The organism is Scytonema sp. PCC 10023, assembly GCF_963920835.1.
GTDB lineage: Bacteria > Cyanobacteriota > Cyanobacteriia > Cyanobacteriales > Nostocaceae > Kalymmatonema.
The window spans coordinates 17,953-36,656 of sequence record NZ_CAWUDP010000042.1 but is presented as its reverse complement, the minus strand read 5'-3'; the positions used below and the strand labels follow the sequence as shown (position 1 = coordinate 36,656).

Below are 18,704 nucleotides of genomic sequence, written 5' to 3'. Positions count from 1 at the left end.
AACTATTTTGATTTTGATTTTGTCTTCTTCGTCTGATTCTGATGTCCAATCAACCCTGTTAGATGTGATGCAATGTCTTTAAAATCACCTTTAGCGGCATGGCTGGGGCGATAAATATGTAAAGGCAACCCTTGACCACTGGCGTTAACAAATTCAGCACTATCGCGAATGGCATCAAACGCACGGATATTCATTTGCTCCAACTGAGATGGCAACGCAGAGAGCATTTGTCGATGCGCCGCTCGTCGGGAATCATATTGGTTTGGTACAAATCCGATAATTTCTGGAGTCGGTTTTAAGCGTAAGTGCTTGCAATGGTAGTAATACCATTCCAGTAAATGAGCCGCTCCTTGAATTGACTTCGGTTCCAGTTGCACGGGAATAACAATGTGAGTGCTAGCCGCTAATGCCATCAATGGCAATGGACCAAGGGTAGCTGGGCAGTCAAAGATAATCAGGTCATGCTCCAAGGGATAGTCAGTTAAGCGGTCTCCCAAAAGGTAAGCTCCTCGTTTGTGCAGTACTAGTTCATCCGCCGTTTGCGTCAACACCATCCCACCTTGACAAATAACCACTTTATTCGTGTGTTCGCTCCAGCAGGGAGTTAGGGGCCAGGAACCGTCAAAGTTATCTCGCAGCACAGCGGCTAGTGTATGTTCTGGCTCTGGTGGACTCAATCCACAAAAGAGTGTTAGCGACCCTTGGGGGTCGAGATCCATGAGGGCCACATTAAGTCCGCGTTTTGCCAGTTCGTAGGCTAAATGAACTGAAAGTGTAGTTTTACCACTGCCACCGGCATTGCTGATTACAGCTAGGCGAATTTGCATGGTTTTTCTTTGAGTGCTATTTCAGCATCATATATCGAGAGGGGAACATCATATATCGATATATGATGAATTGAAATATAAAGTAAGAGTGTAAAGGGGATTGGGGATTGGGGATTGGTTTCTTCCCCAGTACCGGAGCGCCCATTCATGAGGGCAGTGCGGTGGTGAACCAGCGCTATGCAGGAGGGTTAGCCCGAACTCACAGCGACTGCCGTTCACCGTTCGGCGTATCCCTTACGGGACGCTCTGCGCTCAGCCGTGGCGTCAGCCATAGGTGTGCCGTAAGTCCTGCGGACAGGCTGCGCCAACGCGTAGCGTCTCCGCTACTGAGAAGGCATAAGGGTTCCCCGGCATAAAGCAACTGCCCGTCCCACCACTAACCGAGCGCGGTATGGTGGGGGCATTCTGGGCGCGACCAGGTAAAGTCCATAATCTGCGAGTGCAGCCAAAAGATTAGCGTTCGGATTGAGACTGTTGGTTTTTAGTTGTCATAGATTGCCAATAAGATTTTTGCTTTTCTGTAAGGAGGTTAATCGTGGCTCTTTGATCCCTTGTAGCTTGGTAAACGACTTGGTGTTTGTCATTAATGATTTGCAATGTGTCGTTTGATGTCGAATAAATAGCGGTGTGTTTACTGCCGACGGTCGCCGTTTGAATAATGGCATTTTGATTATGCGCCAGGGCGCGAATCGCTTTGAGGCTGGCGGTGATTAAATTCTGCTCCCATTTTTCACGGATTGTAGTTGGAGTAGGGGTAGGTTCTGTGGGTTCATTGGGCGTTGGTGTGATATCAGTTATGGGTTCAGTTTTAATGATTTCGCTCTCTTGCATCGCATCTTTATTTTTTGTCCACTCTTCGGGATATCTGACAGTGGTTGGATCAATAACCAGGTTGGCGGTTGTTGCGCTTTCAGATTGGATGGTGGCACTGAATTTAAAGCTTTCTATAGATTGATCAGCGGCTTGCACCTTTTCACTCAGTGCTGCAAACGAATCCTTATCAATAACCCCCAACACTTTGCCATTAACTAGGGCAAGGGGCGTAGGCGGTTTACGAGGGTCAGAGTTGGATTTGAACACAATGGAGACGGTGCATGATTCTCCTTGAAACGAGTGCTCGGCAAAGGCGTACTTTTTAATCTGCCCCACCTTTAACTGATTGCCTTTGCTTGAAGTGATAATGATTGAGGCGCTTGGGGGAGAAGTGATTGTTGCCACCGCTTGTGTACCAATGGGCAATTGGGGTGATTCACTATTAAAGATAGCCAGCTTTTTGCCTTCTGCTACCACCCACCGTTGGGAGCGGCTGGGGTCGCGGGGGTCGGTATCCAGTTCAATTTTGATGGGGACTTTCTCACCGTGCCAATTGCGTCCATTGTGTTCGCTGCTGGGTCGGTGTGTGCCAACTACAGAAAAGTTGGTGAATTGTAATTCCTTCAGTTGTCCGATGATTTGCTCAGGGAAAGCAGCAAACGCTACACTGGCTTTCTTACGCCCCTGGTATTTCAGCTTTTCTTCAGTGTGGGTAATATTGTGGAGAGCGGCTGCCAGTGGAAGTTTTTCGGATTGGGCTGTAGAGTTCCTGACCGTTTCCAGGTATTCACTGGCTTTTGAAAAGGCAGCTTCTACTATACTCTTGCTAACACCTGGTTGGAAGGTGACTTTTCCTTGTTTGATTGTCATGCCAGCCTTGAGATTATGTTCACGAGCTGAGGCTTCTGAAACAGTGCCAATCGGTCTAGGAGGAATGTCGGCTTGAGTGATTGGATCTTTGAGCAAAACAGCAACAAAGGACTGTGGTGTTTTCTGGTTTTGTTTGGGATTGGGTTCTATTCTAATATCTAATTTTTGCTGACCCCAAATTGGTGAAGGTTGGTCACTTACATTGCTATTAATCAGGTTAGTCACTTCGATTTTCCGACCACTTGTTGCGGATGTAATTATTAAACTTGGACCTGGTTCTAATTTTCTTTTTTCTTCTAATCTAATGGCTTCTTTAATCAAGTCGTTATAGGTATTTTTAATAGTGGTAGCTTGGTCTTTATGGTCTTGGGTAAACTCAACTCCAGGATATAAAGCTTTAAATTGCTCTAATTGGCGGGCGATGAGTTTGTTTGACTCAAAGTGCTGATTAGTCTGCTTTACCATCAAGTCAATAGGACTGTGGTTCGTGGTTTTCATTCCCCGATTCAAAAAAGCCTCTGGGTTTTTCTTATCAGTCAACCATCCAACAGAGGCGTAATTGCATATTTCCTGGCAGTATTTGAGGATAGATTCATCAGGGCGGAGTGCGCTTTTAGGACCATCTACGGCTACCTGTAACTCGTTTGAGAGTTGTCCGACAAGTGAACGCAATAGGTTTTTTACCTGGCGAAATCCTTGTTCTACTTGTTGTGTTGTTAGACTTGCTGGTAGTTTAGCAATGGGAGCCATTTGTTTTAAGATTTCTTCTGGGATATTAATCTCGCCGTTTTTGTGTTTAGCTCCGATTTTACTTAAGTGAGCAGATATGCGTCTAAGATACCCATATTGTTCTTCTTTGGGCATTAGCTGAGTTTCCCATTGCAACGCTACGTTCTTTTGAATTTCGTTTGCAATGAGTCCAATTTTATTTTCCATCGCGCTGATGGCGATTTCTGCAAAAGTTCCTTGATAAGGGACTTTGGCTTTTTTGACTACATCGGGATAGCGGTTGGCTGGTAGATTGTACTCCTTGACTTCAGCAGCTAGAGTAGGAAAATCACGCTTATGAGCAAATGCCAAGCGATCGCCATCGAAATCTGCTTGCAAGTGGTCAGCTGCGGTTTGGGGATGGATGTGTACTGTCCCAGAAAGCTTCATCGCTTCGGGTAAATGACGATTGGTCAGTACAATTACCCCGTTTGAGTTGACCAAGGGAGAGCGAGTGACAATGATTTCTTCTCCTTCAGGGATGTAGGGAACACAAATTTCATCTTCCGCAAGTTGCCAACTTGGTTGAGCTAACCCAGCATCGAATTTAATCGCCCGTCCAGTAGCAATATCCACCCAGGAAGCGCGAACAAATTCTTGTAACTCGGCAATAATTTTGGGGTGTTCCAGTATTTGAAAGTGACCTTCTAAATCGGCTTTGAGCAGGCGATAAACTAATTGGTCTTGTTGTTGCTGTTCTGGATTAAGTTCACTGCTTTCCTCTAAGTTGCTGAAAACTGATTCAACTGATAAAGCTAAGTCGCCTTCAAAGTCTGAAATTTCGGACTCAGAGGAGTTGACGAGTGCTTTACGCCGTTCGTAAGTTTCAACGTAAAGCTGAGCAATTTTGTGGGGTTCTGATTGGGTGTTTGCCAAAATCATCGCATCCATGGACAGCCGGGGTAGCATATCAGCTTCAACTGCACGAGGGTAATTGACCAGTATTTGCGTGCCAAGGCTGTGTTCGCCATACTCAGCCAGAGTTTTGATTCCTAAGCCGACTGTTAAGTTGTATTCACCTGGTGCAATCGCATCTTCCCCTTTCCTACCTTTGAACGAAGATGTCGCCAGCACCATGTCGTAACCAGTTTTGCCGTTATCCCTAATTAACGCTTCTCCTACTTGCTCAAGCCTAAAGGGAGCTAGTGTTCCCTTAGCAATCCGGGCTACAGAGTTTTCCTCTTGCTCCTTGATGCCTAATCGAAACTGGAATGGAGTGTTGCTGCTGCCTGTAAATTCTTCTGCCAAGTCCAGGCTGATTAAGCCTTTGCAGTCACCTACCAGGTTTTTTGCCACATCTAATGGTACAAAGCCGCCGTTTTCCCCAGTTGCGTCGTCTATCACCAAAATGCGTAGGTTGTTAAGTTCCTTAAAGTCCCGACAAGGAGTGAACAGCAGTGAGCCGTAGGCTGCTCCGTCTGAAGCATTAGGGTAAATGCGCTCTCTCACTTTGTCGTCACTAGCAAAATACATCCGTTCTTCAGCGGCGAACTGTAGTGTCTTGCCCTCATGTTCCCCCAAGTCTTGTGCTGTTGTAGAACCAGGATAAACCGTGCCGATGGCAAATTCGACATCGGGATATAAGTATTCAGCTAAAGAATTTTCTATCTTCTCTTCTACCCCAGTATCAAGTTTTAGCTTTGTATCAAAGTGTTTGAGGGTTAGAGTCATGGTTTAGCTGGAAGTGTGAGTGCATTTATAATATCTAGATTGGACTACACTTTTTGCTATTGATATCTGGTTTTTTACGTAAATCAGATTGTTTGATTGTTGACAAAAGTTAAAATAAAATTGCGGAGTAGTGTAAATTTATGACCAGCAAAAAACTACCATTATTGACCCGCGAAGAGTCTATGCGCGGTTTGATGCCTGAAGAACTCATGAGTGAGGGGTATATCGAGGCGGATGAGTTTTATAACCCAGCCCAAGACGAAGATGAGGAGGAAGGTCTAACAATTGCCGAATTGTATAGAAACAGTACTCCTTATGTGGTGACTGGTGAAGAAGAGGAGTTTTAAGATATGTTTGACTGTGATGCACATCTACTTGACAAATCAACCATTTTTTGCATTCAAGACGACAGTTGTGATTGGATGAACTCGTAACCACGATCAAATCGTGGTATCATCCTACAATTAAATTTGTTCAGTTCATTTACAATATCAGGACTGTCAAAATCTCTCGAGTTACGATTGAGGAAACACGCAACTGTTGGTTGATTCTGACGAAGGTGGGAAATGACTGATGCATAAACAAGAGCATCTTGTGGTTTCAAATCAAACGGATCTTCGTATGTTGCTGCTTCAGTAAGAATATCGCCAGTCAGTGCAATGACTTCCATACTCTTTAAAAGCCGAACTCTATACTGCACAAAACGTTGACGTTCATCCTTATTGCTTTGAACCAACAAACTTGCAATATCTTGAATGCTATTGATGCGAGTTGTGTAGGATGCAGTACGTGCAAGCTGCCGTAGTTCTGTGTCAAGTACTTGTTGAAGATCCCTACGACTCTTTGCTTGACGGCTCAATTTCTCGTGGGGTTCAGCTAGACTATATGCAGGCACGACTAACTTTATACGTCCAGTTTCACAAAGTTGCAGAATTTGCTCACAACTGACAAACTGTTCTTGCTGGAAAACGAGTTCCAAAACAAAGTTGGTTTCAATGTAGACGTTCACGCAATAGCCTCGCAATCGAAACTGCCTCCGGCGACAGCAGCATAAAGACCTGAGTCAACCAGCCATCGCTCTTGTTCATCCGTCTCTCCAAGAGGCAGCTCATTATAAATGATTTTCGATAGCCAAGCTGCTACTATTAGTACAAGGCTCTGACTACTTATTGTTTGCCCTTGCGTTATTCCAGCTTTATCAAGATAAGGCTGAATAATAGGACGCGCATCAACAGCATAAGTTGGTTCGCTAATGTCAAGTTGTGCATCTTCATTAGCCCACAGGTAAAACTTGTCAGGGAAAACCATGAGGAAGTAAGGGGCTTTTGGGTAGATGCCGTGGGCGAGGATATTGCTTCGCAGTTGGGAAGCCCACTGTGCCGAGGCATTGAGTTTACCCTTGACCTGAACGACAAGCACCAGTTGACCGTCTTTGTTGTAAACTGCTAAATCCCAGCCAGTGTCCCGTTGAGCAAACATGATCAAAGACTTTTTTGTATGACTTACTATTTACCATTCTGACGCAGGACGATATATTCGTCGCCAAATTCCATGGGTCGGTTGAGGGTGACGCTCGGTCTAACGAGTTAGTTCATAGCGCGATCGTATTTGGCAAATGGTCAAATAATTTGGGAAAGGACAGTGTCAGTTGTAAAAAATTAACCAGCCCTTAGTAGTAGGGGCTGGTTAAAGTATTAGTGTTGTTGGTATTTGTCAAACCCTTTGGCATACCCTAGAAGGTAAAAAGGATTTTGACATTGTTGGGGTATGCCAAAGTCCCCATGACGTCTTCCCTGGTCATAGCAGCACCAATCGCAGCTTTGCCAAAGGTTTTGGTCTTTCAACCTTTCTTCGAGAGGGGGAATCTCACGTTCAACTAATTCCCAGTCCTGCACAACGTAGTGGAATTCTTCAAAATATTCTGGATACATGGGGTCATAGGTGAAACTTCATCTCCGTGCAAGCGTGAGCTTGAGTAAAAGAAAAACCCACTGGTGTTTAATCAGTGGGCTATGTGTGATGGGTGAAGTTACTGTTGAGAGCGTTAGTAGGGAATCTCGTCCTCCAAAAAGTCGTTTACCCCTACAGTCACCAGTTCTGGCTCAGGTACAGTTTGGGACTGCGCGTCTACTGTGACTACTGGGCGCGTTGTGGCTCCTAGCATTGGCAAGCGCTCCCGCAATGCACAGTCCACGGTGAACTTGTTTTCACCCAGCTTCTCAATCCTGCTGATGACGAGCATTAGTGGCTTTTCAGGATTGGGTCGCCAGCCAGATTCCAACAAAACGGTGACATTGCCCCGCGACAGCACTGTTCGTCCATCCAGAAGGTGCAACTTGTACACCGTTCCGTATTCTCCATCAGAAGATGAGATATAAGGGTGAAGCTGGTACTCTCCAACGCCAAGCTCGTGCATCTTGAAGGAGTTACCAGGAACTTGCCGCAACAGAGGTAGGATAGGTTCTTCGTTGATCACTGTGGCTTCTACGTCTGCCACGGTAAGATTCAAATCGCGACTAGCTAGCTGGATAGGAACCCGGAACACATCCCGACTCTTGGACACGAATGAGCAGGTAGCCTTGGGGTACTTATTGCCGCTCAGGTCTTCTTCCTCAGTGACAACTACCTTACCCTTCAGTTTGCCGCAGTGCAACAAGTCACCCTTTTGAGTAATGGGAAATTGGTTATCTCCTAGCTTCAAAACTATGCTTTCACCATCACGGAAGATGGCGGCGGCGTATACTGCCTGCATCACACCCCCGTTCGCTTTAACCAGGAGGACACTATCGGGGTTGAAGTTCTCAAGTTTCTCGTACTCAATAAGTTCCAGAAACTTGAGCAATGGTTCGGACTCTGCAGATGGTAGAGAATCCAGCCCGATGTTGTTCCACGTTTGTGTCAAATCGTCTCTTAAAATGAGGGACGGAAATGCAGAACCATTGAATTCAATTGTTGTCGCCATGCATTTGTGTAAAAAACATCACCACTAGACGGCGCGTGAGCGCGAGGGTCAGCCCCTTCGGGGAAGTCAAAAGTCAAAAGTCAAAAGTCAAAAGTAAGAACCCCATACCATAAGTTGGGGGCTTGAGTCAGCGGACGCCGTATTTCTTGCGCCTACTCGATGAAATACATTTTTTCTTTTTCCATAACGAAGTTGGGGGCTTGTACCTTTTTCTTTCTGGTCAGGTGATGGTAAGTCTGTAAGTCTGTAAGTGGAACCATAACGTTGTATGCTACAAACCTGGGCGCGTTATGGTTCCAATGGTGTTTAGAAGGAATCACCAGCAGATACAATTGCTGTGCAGTTGCCGTTAACAACGGTATTGTTAAGCGACAGATTAAGCTCAGAGATTTGATGCTGCAAATCTTGCAGTTTCAATTGCTGGGACTGTACTTCTAGCTTTCGTAGCTCTGATATCAGCGTTTCCAACATTGGCAGATTATCTGGGCTGAATTGAATGGCGATTGACTCGCTTGAACCACTCAGGTACAGGGTTGCTGTTCCCAAGTTTTCATTAATGAAACAACTGAGATAGCTGCTAGCAGTGATTGTGATATTTGTGCTTCTGCTGATGTTCATTTCTTACTCCGTTGTGACTTAGACTGTTTCATGTGTCGGAAGCGGACGTGCTTAGGAGTGACTATCTCTGCGATCGCCTATGGCGGGCGCTCCGCGCCATCGCACTCACGTCCTCGCCGCGTTTGTGTGCTGCTAGGATGTCCTTAGCTTTAGCACTGACCTTGACCTCCTGAAATTCCGTTGGTAGTTCGTCGGGTTCAACCAGCAGCACAACTGAGGGCGGATTATTCTGGAAGTCAATGCGGCGCTCAACTCCAGCTACCTGCTCACTCAGTACTCCCGCCGAGTGCAACTTAAGGAGATACCCCTTAATTTGGGCTATCTGGTTGCGACGCCGTTGGATGACCATAGAATGCAGTTCTACAATCTTTTCTAGCCGCGCCTCCCAGGTTTCCAGGTCTAGCTTCAACTGGTCAGCAACGTAGGCGATCGCATCTACTTTGGCTTCTGTTGCTTGCTGCACGTTAAGTTGGTCGTGCAGCAACTCTTGCAACTCTAATTCGTCCTCACAGTTGTCAATCTCCTCCCACAGTTGAGCGGCGGTGATTGATAGCACTGCAAGGCTGGCATGATTGATATCGGTGGTTGTTGTCATTGATACAGTTGTTGAGTAGGCTTCCACAGCCCTAATGGCTATGAAAGCAACAGTTTTGATGATGATTTAGTAGCGGTCAGAATACAGGTAAGCATCGTGGTAATACTGACGTTCTTGCTCCCAAGCAGCCTCAGCCTCGGCTAAAGCAATAGCTTCGGCTGATTCAGGTTGCTGGATGGCAGCAAGCCATTGTTGTTCCAGTTGGTCGAACCAACTGGAAAGTTCAGCTTTTTGGAGCGGCGTAAGTGTGGGATTGCTCATGATAGGATTTCCTCATACATCACCCCTAAGAGCGCGTGAGCGCTTTTAGCGTTACGCTGTTTGCCCTGACGGACACTTTTGGCATATTGCTTACGCCATTAGAAGTCATTCCAAAGCTTCTGCAACTTCGCTGCTGTTTTCACTAAGCGATATCAAAGGTTTCCTTTGTCGTGAGTAGGTTTATCAATCACAAGCATTCTGGTGTTCACATTTGTCCGCCGATCTGATTGGAGGAAGGAGCCTGCTGGGTTGTCGAACTCCGTTGCTCCCAAACAACGCAACCAAGAGCGGAAGTGCTGGTATTTGTGCTTTGTTCCAAAGGTGTAGGAACAGCTAACGATGCTCACCAGCCGTCCGCCGGGGACTAGCCACTTGAACGCTTGCTGGATGTGGTAAATGTCGTTGCCGAGACTGAACGGCGGGTTCATAATGACGCGGTGATATATTGGGTGCGGAGTAGCTTCCATAAAGTCGTCACCAATCAGGTTGAATCCCTGGCGAGTGAGGATTTCTTGGAGGGTAGGCGACACCTCGAAACAATCAGGTTCAATGCCTGCTGCCCTCAGTTCAAGGCAGATCGACCCCGAACCTGCACTCGGTTCCAGCACTCGTATCTGCGGTTTGAGTTCAGCGAGTTGAATCATTTGATCCAACAGGTGCTGCGGCGTGGGAAAGTAATCGGGTATTTTCTGCCACACTGCTTCTCGCTTGAGTTGGCAGATTTCTAAAGCTTCGACTTCCGAGGTACTTTTGGGACGTTCTGTAGCCAACTCCTTGAGAGCTGCGATCGCACGTTTACACTGTTGAGGAGTGCGGATGCCAGCACTTTTCAGCTTTTTCACCCACTCCTTGTACCAACCGTCCGAGGCGAATACGTCTTCTATATCTTTGTCAGTCCAGCTATCCTTGCTCATGGATGCCAGGACTTCCAGTTGAGTTTTGGCGCTGATTCCTTCTAGAATAGGAGGCAAGTTTCCTTGTTCGGCACAAGCAGCCATAGCGTAAAGCCAGGACTGAATGCGCTCCAACCTCAACGCTTCTTGGTAAAGGGAGTCGGCAATTCCGGCGCGGCGGCGGGTGGGGTTGAGTTGAGCGATAGGCGGATTTTTCTTTGCTGCTATTGCATCGGTCATACCGTTTGCTAATGAGCGCAGCTTCTCGGCTTTGCGGGGATTGGGGAACAGCAGCGGCTTTATGTTTTGAAAGCCGTTTTCTACAGAGGGAAGCAAGTCCCAGAGTTCTAGTTGTTGCATAGATGGAAGATAGGAAAAACCTCTCCCTCTTCCAGCCGTGAGGCTGCAACCTTTATTAAGGAACTGGCTAAAGCTTTCGCGTTATGTAGTTCCAGCGATGAAGCCATTAGTATCCGTGATGAAGTTGGTTTCTTCCAAGCAATTCGCGCTACGTTTGCTAAACATACCAACATAGGCGGTAAGAGTAGAGAAGACTTAGACACCGCAATCCGTCAAATTGTCTCCAAGGCGGTATCATCTGATGAGGTGGTGGATATTTTTAACGCTGCTGGTTTAAAAAACCCTGATATCTCTATCTTATCTGATCAGTTCTTAGAAGAAGTGCGGGGTTTACCGACTCGTAATCTAGCGCTGGAGTTGTTACAAAAGTTAATCAACGATGAGATAAAAACCCGTTCTCGTCGCAACTTAGTACAATCGCGCTCTTTCTCAGAAATGTTAGAACAGACACTAAGGCGGTATCAAAACCGTGCGATTGAAGCAGCGCAAGTCATCACAGAACTTATTAAACTAGCGTGCCAGATGCGAGAAGCTTATAAACGCGGTGATGATTTAGGTTTAACTGAAGATGAACTGGCTTTCTATGATGCTTTGGAAGTTAATGATAGTGCGGTTGCGGTTCTAGGCGATGAAATACTACAGGCGATTGCTCGGGAACTAGTCCAAACCGTCCGCCGGAGTGTCACCATTGATTGGACAGTCAAAGAAAGCGTGCGCGCTAAGTTAAGAACAACAGTCAAGCGATTGTTCAGAAAATACGGTTATCCACCAGATAAGCAGGAGAAAGCAACGTTAACTGTATTGCAACAGGCGGAGTTGTTGTGTAAGGATTGGGCTGCTTGAGGAAGGCGCTGGCTTACCTCAAACCATTTTAATTTTTAATTGGTTTGACTCCATCACATAAATGCCTATCCTCATCATTTTGCGGCTTACTTTTCAAATAGTGACGCACCCAGTCACAGCTAATCGCCAACATATCTTCAATATCTCCCACTTGCCACACCCGCGCCGTTTTGTCAGATGATGCAGTAGCCAAGCGCTTACCATCGAGGCTAAGTACCACGCCATTCACCGAATTTTCATGTCCGGTGAGTGTGTATAACTCCTTACCAATGTTAGCATCCCACACCCGCGCCGTTTTGTCAGATGATGCAGTCGCCAAGCGCTGACCATCCGGGCTAAATACCGCGCTATTTACCCAACCTTTATGTCCGGCAAAAGTCTGCAACAGATCACCAGTGTTAGCATCCCACATCCGTGCCGTTTTGTCAGATGATGCAGTAGCCAAGCGCTCACCATTCGGGCTAAATACCACGCTATTCACCGCATCTTGATGTCCAGTGAAAGTCTGCAACAGCTTACCTGTTTTTGCATCCCACACCCGCGCCGTTTTGTCAATTGATGCAGTCGCCAAGCGCTCACCATCCGGGCTAAATACCACGCCATTCACCGAATTTTCATGTCCAGTGGGTGTGTATAACTCCTTACCAGTGTTAGCATCCCACACCCGCGCCGTACCATCAAGTGATGCAGTCGCCAAGCGCTGACCATCCGGGCTAAATACCACGCTCCACACCATTTTTTCATGTCCGGTGAGAGTGTGCAACAGCTTACCAGTTTTAGCATTCCACACCCGCGCCGTACCATCAAGTGATGCAGTCGCCAAGCGCTGACTATCCGGGCTAAATACCACGCTCCATACCCAACCTTCATGTCCGGTGAGAGTTTGCAACACCTTACCTGTTTTTGCATCCCACACTCGCGCCGTTTTGTCCCATGATGCAGTCGCCAAGCGCTGACCATCCGGGCTAAATACCACGCTATTGACAAAATCTTCATGTCCGGTGAGAGTGCGCAACAGCTTACCAGTTTTACCATCCCACACCCGTGCCGTTTCGTCACTAGATGCAGTTGCCAAGCGCTCACCATCCGAGCTAGATACTATGCTATTTACCGAATCTTGATGTCCAGTGAAAGTCTGCAAAATCGTCTTAACAAGATTTGCAGGCACCCGCACCGTTTCCCGCGTCGTTTTGTCAATGTCAATACGTCCGATGAGAATCTGCGCACTAAGGATAAAGAAAAAATCACGAGTATTTGCATCCTGCACCTGCGTTGTGTGGGAGCATCCCAATTTTGCAAGAAGACAAGAGAAAGGAGAATTAATTCGCGAGTGATACTCGCGAATAAAGGAAGACTATACGGATGTTGCCATAACTGCGAAAATGATCGTGTCAAAGAGCATCTTTATGACAATGACACCATCGGACAAAAAACTTTTAGCAGAGCATATTCAGGCGATCGCCAAAATCCTTTATAAAAATACTCCACCTGAGAAAATTGAGACGTTTGAGGGTATTGAAACAACGGTGCGCGACCAAGTTCTACAACATATCAGCCCCCAAATCACCTTTTTTTTGTCAGAGAAAAGACGGGAACAGAATCTGGGCGCATCCGAACGATAAGAAGTTGTGTTGGAAGGATAAAAGTTACTCAAAAACAAGCGTCACGTTTAGGAATTGAGCCATATCGACGGTTAAGTCCGATGCTTGAGAAGTGCTGTTTGTTACTTGCAGCCAACGAGTCATTTCAAGACGCAGAGAATGACCTGAAAGTTTTGACTGGCATTGAAGTTGGTCACAGCACTCATCATCGCCAAGTCCAGAAAGTAGACCTATCCCCACCCAACATTAAACAAAAGCTGACAGAAGTTTGTCTAGATGGTGGGAAAGTGCGTTTACGTTCAGAGGAAAAAGGTAATCCCGCGTACTGCAAGGAGTATAAAACAGGGCGATTACAGGGAATATATTACGGAGCTTTTTTTCAAGATAATCTCTCTCTAATTAATTGGGTGAACAGCCAAAACCTTGCTCGAACCATTTACTGCTTGGGAGATGGACATGATGGAGTTTGGAACGTGTTTGCACAAATAGCAGACGACCATACCCGACAAGAAATTCTAGATTGGTATCATTTGAAAGAGAACCTCTATAAAATTCAGGCATCAAAAAAGTTTTTAGAACAAATCGAAGCAGATTTGTGGCAAGGATTCGTAGAATTCGCGATGAATAAACTGAAGAAAACCAAGTATGTTGGTGTGACTAACTTTATAAATTATCTACGTAAACATAGGCATCGTCTAGTCAATTATATGTACTTTCAAGCAGAGCAGTTAAGCTCGATTGGTTCAGGTGCGGTTGAGTCGGCAGTCAAGCAAATCGACAAGCGGCTACAAATAGTTGGTGCACAATGGAAGTATGAAAATTTACCACAAATGCTCCAGCTACGCTGTGCTTATCTAAATCAACAACTAGCTCCCAAGGCATCTTGAAAATAAAATAAACCCTGTGAAAAGATACAGGTTCTTTAATTCGCGAGTTATCATCGCGAATAAATTTGATGTACTTAAAATGCCAAGACCAACTGATAACGAGCGTAATCAAGATAAATTAGCTCGTTTTGACCGGATTAAAAAAGTGATAACAGCCTTAGAAAAACAACAAAAACAAATTGTTAAACACGGAGAGCTTACCCCGTCAGGGGCGTGGGTGGCGCGTTATCAAGTACGGCAAAACAATAAGAAATATTGGTACTACAAATTACAAGTTACTGAACCATACTTTCAATGTGCGACATCAGAAAAGTTAAGTAAATACAAGCACTTAGGCAAGGCTGGTACTCAAGACCATATTCATGCTGTCATGTCTGTTTTTAGACGTACTGTTTGGGATGAGATCCAGAAAATTATTCACACCCTTGATGATTGCTTGCTCGATATAAATTCTGGTTCTGGGCAAGAGTCAGAACAATCGCAGGATGATTAACTCAATTTATTCGCGAGTAACAATCGCGGATTCTTTTTTTCTTTTATTTTTGCAAAATTGGGATGCTCCCCGTTGTGTCAGAAGATGCAGTCGCCAAGCGCTGACCATCCGGACTATATTCCACGCTTTTCACCGAATCTTCATTTCCGGTGAGAGTCAGTAACGCCTTACCAGTATTTGCTGCATCCCACACCCGTGCCGTTCTGTCAGTTGATGCAGTTGCTAAGCGCTTACCATCATGGCTAAATACCACGCTCTCCACCGAATCTTCGTGTCCAGTGAGAGTGTGCAATTCCTTACCAGTTTTCGCATCCCACACCCGTGCCGTTCTGTCAGTTGATGCAGTCACCAAGCGCTTACCATCATGGCTAAATACCACGCTCTCCACCGAATCTTCATGTCCAGTGAGAGTGTGCAACAGCTTACCTGTTTTTGCATCCCACACCCGCGCCGTTTCGGCATATAATGCAGTCGTTGCCAAGCGCTTACCATCCGGGCTAAATTCCACGCTCTGAACCTTACTTTCATGTTCGGTGAGAGTGTGCAACAGCTTACCACCTTTAGCATCCCACACTCGCGCCGTTGTGTCATTTGATGCAGTCGCCAAGCGCTCACCATCCGGGCTAAATTCCACGCTATTCACCGAATCTTTATGTCCGGTGAGAGTCTGCAACAGCTTACCATTTTTAGCATCCCACACCCGGGCCGTTCCGTCACCAGATGCAGTTGCCAAACGCTGACTATCTGGGCTAAATTCCACGCGATACACACCATCTTTATGTCCGGTGAGAGTTTTGCATGAATGTGGGAGGAATTTGCAGTTGAAACCGTTGGAGAAAAATCGTTCCAAATTGGACAAAATCACCCCTTCTGGATTCTGCAACGCCTCGGTGGGAGTGTGCAACAGCTTACCTATTTTAACATTCCACACCTGCACCGTTTTGTCATCTGATGCAGTCGCCAAGCGCTCACCATCCGGGCTAAATACCACCCTATTCACCGAATCTTCATGTCCGGTAAGAATTTGCAACAGCTTACCTGTTTTAGCATCCCACACCCGCACAGTTTTTCCATTTATAGTAGCCAGTTGTTTACCGGTGGGGTTAAATACAGCATCTGTACCCTGCAACCGCAAGCGCTCCTGAAATCCATCTTGATTGTGGTGAACTGCTTGGACTAAGTTACCTTGAACCTGCATAGAAACACTATCTTTTCCAAGCCAAAGCTTTTTTAATTCTTTCTTAGCTTTGATTGCTTCCACCATCGCATCAAGTTGATTGTTATTAAGAAGAAGAGACTCAACAGTTTTAGTCATACTAATAATGCTTTGCTTTTGGACTGCTTGCTGTTGCTTTTGGGCTTCTTGTTGTTGAAAAACAGCAAACACGCTGATTACAGTTGTCAACCCTACTAGAGTAAAACCAACACCAGCGAAGATTCTAATTCTTCTTAATTTATGATCGCGCACCCCCACACTAGCATCAATAAACTGATTCGCATCATCATTAAACCCGCCCAAAACTTGATGAAAATTGTTATCCTTCCTCAGTTCTAAAATCTGCTCTAACTTTGAACCACTCCAAAGTTCTTCTTCTGGTTTCTTAATTTTCCATCGCTTAACATCTTCGTAAAGACGGTTACGCAAAGCAATACCTTGACGATTTTTCTGAATCCAGTGACGTAACTCATCCCAACAATTCAGTAAAATTTCGTGGGTAATTTCAATTGTAGAATCAGATTTTTCCGATTTTCCTGACAAGTCAGCATTACTCACCAACAAATTCGCATTCACCAATTTTAACAATACAGCACGCTCATTATCGCCAAACTCAGATAAAAGCGCCCTTCTGCGAACAGGTTTCCACTCTATACCAGATTCAGTATTTTCACCAATTCCTACCAACTTGAGAAATATTCGCTGTACCGCCTGCTTTTCTGATGACGACAACTCTTTATAAAGACTATCTACGTGTTTTTGCAGCGCACCCCTAACATGGCCGATGTTTTGGTATGTACTAATATTCAAAGTCCGGTCATTGATACTACCAGTTTTGACTTTCTCTGACCATAATAAATTTAAAGTATACTGCAACAAAGGTAAACAACCTGCTTGTCCCTGAATCGAAGCAATAATTGTATCTACCAATCCTGCTTCAAAAACGACTCCATGATGCGCTGCTGGTTGTTCAATTGCTAAACGCAACTCGCTTGGCTGCATTTCGACAATCATTGGGCGATGCTTTTGTGTTACTTCCACAAGTTGAGGAAATTCCCTTAATCTTTCAAAAAAATCAGCGCGCATCGCCGCTATAATTTTCACATTAGGTAATTTAGCTTGACTCAGTTTTATCAAGCCCTTGACAAATTCGCCACGCTTGTTTTCATCGCTAATAATAAACAATTCTTCAAAAGGGTGCTAATGCTAATCCTGGTGGGGTTGAAAGTTGACCACTTATAAGCGCACTCTCCTGGCTTATACTTGCTCGACTGTCGGCTCCAGTCTTCCCACAAAGGCAACAGCGCACTTGAGTGCGAGTACAGCGCCATTCCGACTCTGATCCAATCTTGATAATCGTCGGCGCGGTGGGGATGAAGCCGCGACAGTAGTGCAGCAATGTGACGGTACGTAGCGTCCCCTGCTGGCTGAGTCACATGAGCGGGATATCTGCTCACTGTGATTGGCGCACGGCATTTGGGTTGCTTTTTGACCATCAACTGTATCAGCCAATCTGGAGCAAAGGCGATCGCTCTAGAACTGGGACTGCAATTCTTTAGCCAGCGGTAAGGTTTGTGGGTGATCGGGTGAATTGATGGTGGTAGGACGGACATCAATCCTTTAAACCGCAATTCCAGCCCGTGATCCAGCTTACGAGAGTGAAGTGAGGTGGCAATATCGGCTGACACCTTGAATAACCGCTGACAACGCCCCGGTCGCCCAGACGTGAAGGCGACTGTATCGGGCAGAGGATTTTCTTGTGCCAGTTGGAGCAGCACTTTAGCTGCGGCTGCACCGTCTTGGTCAAGTGCCAGCAGATAGTTGCACCCTGACTCGATTGCCGTGCCAGTCAGCAAGCCAAATCCGGTGCAGTGATGACCATTGGCAAGCCACTGGATGAGCTGCGCCGGAGTATAAGGACGCTTATTCCAGCCCTTTCCTCCAAGGGGTTGTTTCCCTGAGACAGGAACTAACCCCCAGTCGGTCGGAAGTGAGCTTAGTTCTTTATGAAGTTGTTGCATCACTGCTCAAATTCTTCAGCTTCTTTGAATAGTTTGAGAAACCGTTTTACTATGTCTTTCATCCAACACAAAAGCTAATATTCCGAGGGCAGCATTAACACCTTTTCAACAACATAAAGTTTGATGCAAGGCAATGGAAAATCGGTGTACTCAATCTCCTGCCGTAAGATTTCCAAATCTGTATCCCGTTCACAAATTAATGTGGCAGATTTGTTATCATTAACGACCAATCGCCAAATTTGGAAGTCCCGCAAGTCGGGCAGCGCAAGCAGCTTGTTGGTTTGATGGGAAGCAATGGCATCAATTAGCCAGTAGGCGTTGCCAGCAGTGGCTAGATATCTTACTCCGCAGGTGTAAAGCAACCCCAGTGAATGTTTGTACAGTGATTCTGAACTTGTAAACTGGTCAAGGTCTGTTTGCTTTAGTGTCATTTTCAGTGTTAAATAAAGTTGGTATGAAATGCCATGAGCCATGACAAAAAACAGCTCTCCCGCCAAAACGCGGAAAAGTTGTTTTTAGGAGTTGGGGGAAGTAAAAGGTTTATTTAGACTTACTACCGATTGCGGTTTTTGCTTTGGTTCCGTTAGCACCTCCAGCGCCTTCTACATTGGAATCTGCTGGTGATGTTGGTAATGAGCCAGTATCGGGAGAGTTATTTTCTACCTCCGTTAAAAGCGTGTTAGTAGATGTTAAGAAAGCTGACACAATACAATCAGCGCCTAACTCTTTAGCCTGAGTTTCTACCAAGCTTTGCACCTGCTCCGAAGTCAGTCCGGGAATGCGCCTTAACTGTTGAGTTTTGATGAATTTCCAAATTGCCAGTGCCTCAACTGGCGTTGCTGATTGAACAGCTTTGCGTGAAGCTGCAATCAACTTTTCTGTCACTATATTGACCCTATTTTCTGGAGACATATCTTTTGTCTTAGCCATTGAACCTCTGGGGTAATTGATACATTTCATTTGCCTTAAGGCGTGAGCCTAATCCCAAAAAAACAACATGAGCCA

The 18,704-nt window shown here is 45.7% G+C and carries 19 protein-coding genes; 4 read left to right on the top strand and 15 right to left on the bottom strand.

The annotated features are described in order from the left end of the window. Window positions 1–2: 2 nt before the first annotated feature. Window positions 3–827 carry a ParA family protein gene (locus ACM0OZ_RS24185; RefSeq protein WP_414585362.1) on the bottom strand — a complete coding sequence of 275 codons (825 nt, stop codon included), beginning with the start codon at window positions 825–827 and terminating at the stop codon, window positions 3–5. Between the two features lie 453 nt (window positions 828–1,280). Further along, the gene (locus ACM0OZ_RS24180; RefSeq protein ID WP_414585361.1) at window positions 1,281–4,949 is read right to left on the bottom strand and encodes a hypothetical protein; all 3,669 of its coding nucleotides are present in this window, start codon (window positions 4,947–4,949) and stop codon (window positions 1,281–1,283) included. Window positions 4,950–5,089: 140 nt separating this feature from the next. On the opposite strand from ACM0OZ_RS24180, the gene ACM0OZ_RS24175 reads away from it, so the two are divergent. Next, window positions 5,090–5,296, top strand: a complete 207-nt coding sequence (locus tag ACM0OZ_RS24175) for a hypothetical protein (RefSeq protein ID WP_414585360.1) — start codon at window positions 5,090–5,092, stop codon at window positions 5,294–5,296. A 53-nt stretch (window positions 5,297–5,349) separates the two neighbouring features. On the opposite strand, the gene ACM0OZ_RS24170 is transcribed toward ACM0OZ_RS24175, so the two are convergent. The 8 genes from ACM0OZ_RS24170 to ACM0OZ_RS24135 all read right to left on the bottom strand — a co-directional run bounded on the left by ACM0OZ_RS24170 (window position 5,350) and on the right by ACM0OZ_RS24135 (window position 10,638). After that, window positions 5,350–5,958 carry a PIN domain-containing protein gene (locus ACM0OZ_RS24170; RefSeq protein ID WP_414585359.1) on the bottom strand — a complete coding sequence of 203 codons (609 nt, stop codon included), beginning with the start codon at window positions 5,956–5,958 and terminating at the stop codon, window positions 5,350–5,352. Beyond that, window positions 5,955–6,428, bottom strand: a complete 474-nt coding sequence (locus ACM0OZ_RS24165) for a hypothetical protein (protein ID WP_414585358.1) — start codon at window positions 6,426–6,428, stop codon at window positions 5,955–5,957. The genes ACM0OZ_RS24170 and ACM0OZ_RS24165 overlap by 4 nt, the downstream gene beginning before the upstream one ends. A gap of 215 nt (window positions 6,429–6,643) precedes the next feature. After that, window positions 6,644–6,880 carry a hypothetical protein gene (locus tag ACM0OZ_RS24160; RefSeq protein WP_414585357.1) on the bottom strand — a complete coding sequence of 79 codons (237 nt, stop codon included), beginning with the start codon at window positions 6,878–6,880 and terminating at the stop codon, window positions 6,644–6,646. Window positions 6,881–6,993: 113 nt separating this feature from the next. Further along, entirely contained in the window at window positions 6,994–7,911 is a 918-nt protein-coding gene (locus tag ACM0OZ_RS24155; RefSeq protein ID WP_414585356.1) for a hypothetical protein, read from the bottom strand. A gap of 306 nt (window positions 7,912–8,217) precedes the next feature. Continuing rightward, complete coding sequence (locus ACM0OZ_RS24150) at window positions 8,218–8,529, bottom strand: hypothetical protein (protein WP_414585355.1); 312 nt, start codon at window positions 8,527–8,529, stop codon at window positions 8,218–8,220. Window positions 8,530–8,590: 61 nt separating this feature from the next. Then, window positions 8,591–9,124 (bottom strand): hypothetical protein, encoded by a 534-nt coding sequence (locus ACM0OZ_RS24145; RefSeq protein ID WP_414585354.1) that lies wholly within the window; start codon window positions 9,122–9,124, stop codon window positions 8,591–8,593. Window positions 9,125–9,190: 66 nt separating this feature from the next. After that, window positions 9,191–9,385 (bottom strand): hypothetical protein, encoded by a 195-nt coding sequence (locus tag ACM0OZ_RS24140; RefSeq protein ID WP_414585353.1) that lies wholly within the window; start codon window positions 9,383–9,385, stop codon window positions 9,191–9,193. A 152-nt stretch (window positions 9,386–9,537) separates the two neighbouring features. Continuing rightward, window positions 9,538–10,638, bottom strand: a complete 1,101-nt coding sequence (locus tag ACM0OZ_RS24135) for a hypothetical protein (RefSeq protein ID WP_414585352.1) — start codon at window positions 10,636–10,638, stop codon at window positions 9,538–9,540. On the opposite strand from ACM0OZ_RS24135, the gene ACM0OZ_RS24130 reads away from it, so the two are divergent. After that, window positions 10,630–11,481 carry a DUF3387 domain-containing protein gene (locus tag ACM0OZ_RS24130; protein ID WP_414585351.1) on the top strand — a complete coding sequence of 284 codons (852 nt, stop codon included), beginning with the start codon at window positions 10,630–10,632 and terminating at the stop codon, window positions 11,479–11,481. The genes ACM0OZ_RS24135 and ACM0OZ_RS24130 overlap by 9 nt on opposite strands. Before the next feature lie 28 nt (window positions 11,482–11,509). On the opposite strand, the gene ACM0OZ_RS24125 is transcribed toward ACM0OZ_RS24130, so the two are convergent. Beyond that, the gene (locus tag ACM0OZ_RS24125; RefSeq protein ID WP_414585350.1) at window positions 11,510–12,748 is read right to left on the bottom strand and encodes a WD40 repeat domain-containing protein; all 1,239 of its coding nucleotides are present in this window, start codon (window positions 12,746–12,748) and stop codon (window positions 11,510–11,512) included. 139 nt (window positions 12,749–12,887) lie between these two features. On the opposite strand from ACM0OZ_RS24125, the gene ACM0OZ_RS24120 reads away from it, so the two are divergent. Next, window positions 12,888–13,969, top strand: a protein-coding gene (locus ACM0OZ_RS24120; protein ID WP_414585349.1) for an ISKra4 family transposase whose coding sequence is annotated in 2 segments (ribosomal slippage) — window positions 12,888–13,061 and window positions 13,064–13,969 — 1,080 coding nt in all. Because the reading frame shifts where the segments join, the coding sequence is not laid out codon by codon here. 79 nt (window positions 13,970–14,048) lie between these two features. Further along, window positions 14,049–14,462: a transposase gene (locus tag ACM0OZ_RS24115; RefSeq protein ID WP_414585348.1), complete on the top strand. Its 414-nt coding sequence runs from the start codon at window positions 14,049–14,051 to the stop codon at window positions 14,460–14,462. Between the two features lie 43 nt (window positions 14,463–14,505). On the opposite strand, the gene ACM0OZ_RS24110 is transcribed toward ACM0OZ_RS24115, so the two are convergent. The 4 genes from ACM0OZ_RS24110 to ACM0OZ_RS24095 form a co-directional block, all read right to left on the bottom strand. Next, window positions 14,506–16,863 carry a WD40 repeat domain-containing protein gene (locus ACM0OZ_RS24110; RefSeq protein ID WP_414585347.1) on the bottom strand — a complete coding sequence of 786 codons (2,358 nt, stop codon included), beginning with the start codon at window positions 16,861–16,863 and terminating at the stop codon, window positions 14,506–14,508. Then, window positions 16,812–17,699: a bifunctional DNA primase/polymerase gene (locus tag ACM0OZ_RS24105; protein ID WP_414585404.1), complete on the bottom strand. Its 888-nt coding sequence runs from the start codon at window positions 17,697–17,699 to the stop codon at window positions 16,812–16,814. Before ACM0OZ_RS24105 ends, ACM0OZ_RS24110 begins: the two co-directional genes overlap by 52 nt. Window positions 17,700–17,773: 74 nt before the next feature. After that, window positions 17,774–18,130 carry a DUF6876 family protein gene (locus ACM0OZ_RS24100; RefSeq protein WP_414585346.1) on the bottom strand — a complete coding sequence of 119 codons (357 nt, stop codon included), beginning with the start codon at window positions 18,128–18,130 and terminating at the stop codon, window positions 17,774–17,776. Between the two features lie 109 nt (window positions 18,131–18,239). Further along, a complete protein-coding gene (locus ACM0OZ_RS24095; RefSeq protein WP_414585345.1) occupies window positions 18,240–18,629 on the bottom strand; it encodes a hypothetical protein in 390 nt (129 codons plus the stop codon). Window positions 18,630–18,704: the final 75 nt, after the last annotated feature.

Bases quoted from the DNA above. Each gene is read 5' to 3' on its own strand.
- ACM0OZ_RS24185 (WP_414585362.1), bottom strand. From the start codon at position 827: ATGCAAATTCGCCTAGCTGTAATCAGCAATGCCGGTGGCAGTGGTAAA.
- ACM0OZ_RS24180 (WP_414585361.1), bottom strand. From the start codon at position 4,949: ATGACTCTAACCCTCAAACACTTTGATACAAAGCTAAAACTTGATACT.
- ACM0OZ_RS24175 (WP_414585360.1), top strand. From the start codon at position 5,090: ATGACCAGCAAAAAACTACCATTATTGACCCGCGAAGAGTCTATGCGC.
- ACM0OZ_RS24165 (WP_414585358.1), bottom strand. From the start codon at position 6,428: ATGTTTGCTCAACGGGACACTGGCTGGGATTTAGCAGTTTACAACAAA.
- ACM0OZ_RS24160 (WP_414585357.1), bottom strand. From the start codon at position 6,880: ATGTATCCAGAATATTTTGAAGAATTCCACTACGTTGTGCAGGACTGG.
- ACM0OZ_RS24155 (WP_414585356.1), bottom strand. From the start codon at position 7,911: ATGGCGACAACAATTGAATTCAATGGTTCTGCATTTCCGTCCCTCATT.
- ACM0OZ_RS24150 (WP_414585355.1), bottom strand. From the start codon at position 8,529: ATGAACATCAGCAGAAGCACAAATATCACAATCACTGCTAGCAGCTAT.
- ACM0OZ_RS24145 (WP_414585354.1), bottom strand. From the start codon at position 9,124: ATGACAACAACCACCGATATCAATCATGCCAGCCTTGCAGTGCTATCA.
- ACM0OZ_RS24140 (WP_414585353.1), bottom strand. From the start codon at position 9,385: ATGAGCAATCCCACACTTACGCCGCTCCAAAAAGCTGAACTTTCCAGT.
- ACM0OZ_RS24135 (WP_414585352.1), bottom strand. From the start codon at position 10,638: ATGCAACAACTAGAACTCTGGGACTTGCTTCCCTCTGTAGAAAACGGC.
- ACM0OZ_RS24115 (WP_414585348.1), top strand. From the start codon at position 14,049: ATGCCAAGACCAACTGATAACGAGCGTAATCAAGATAAATTAGCTCGT.
- ACM0OZ_RS24105 (WP_414585404.1), bottom strand. From the start codon at position 17,699: ATGCAACAACTTCATAAAGAACTAAGCTCACTTCCGACCGACTGGGGG.
- ACM0OZ_RS24100 (WP_414585346.1), bottom strand. From the start codon at position 18,130: ATGACACTAAAGCAAACAGACCTTGACCAGTTTACAAGTTCAGAATCA.
- ACM0OZ_RS24095 (WP_414585345.1), bottom strand. From the start codon at position 18,629: ATGGCTAAGACAAAAGATATGTCTCCAGAAAATAGGGTCAATATAGTG.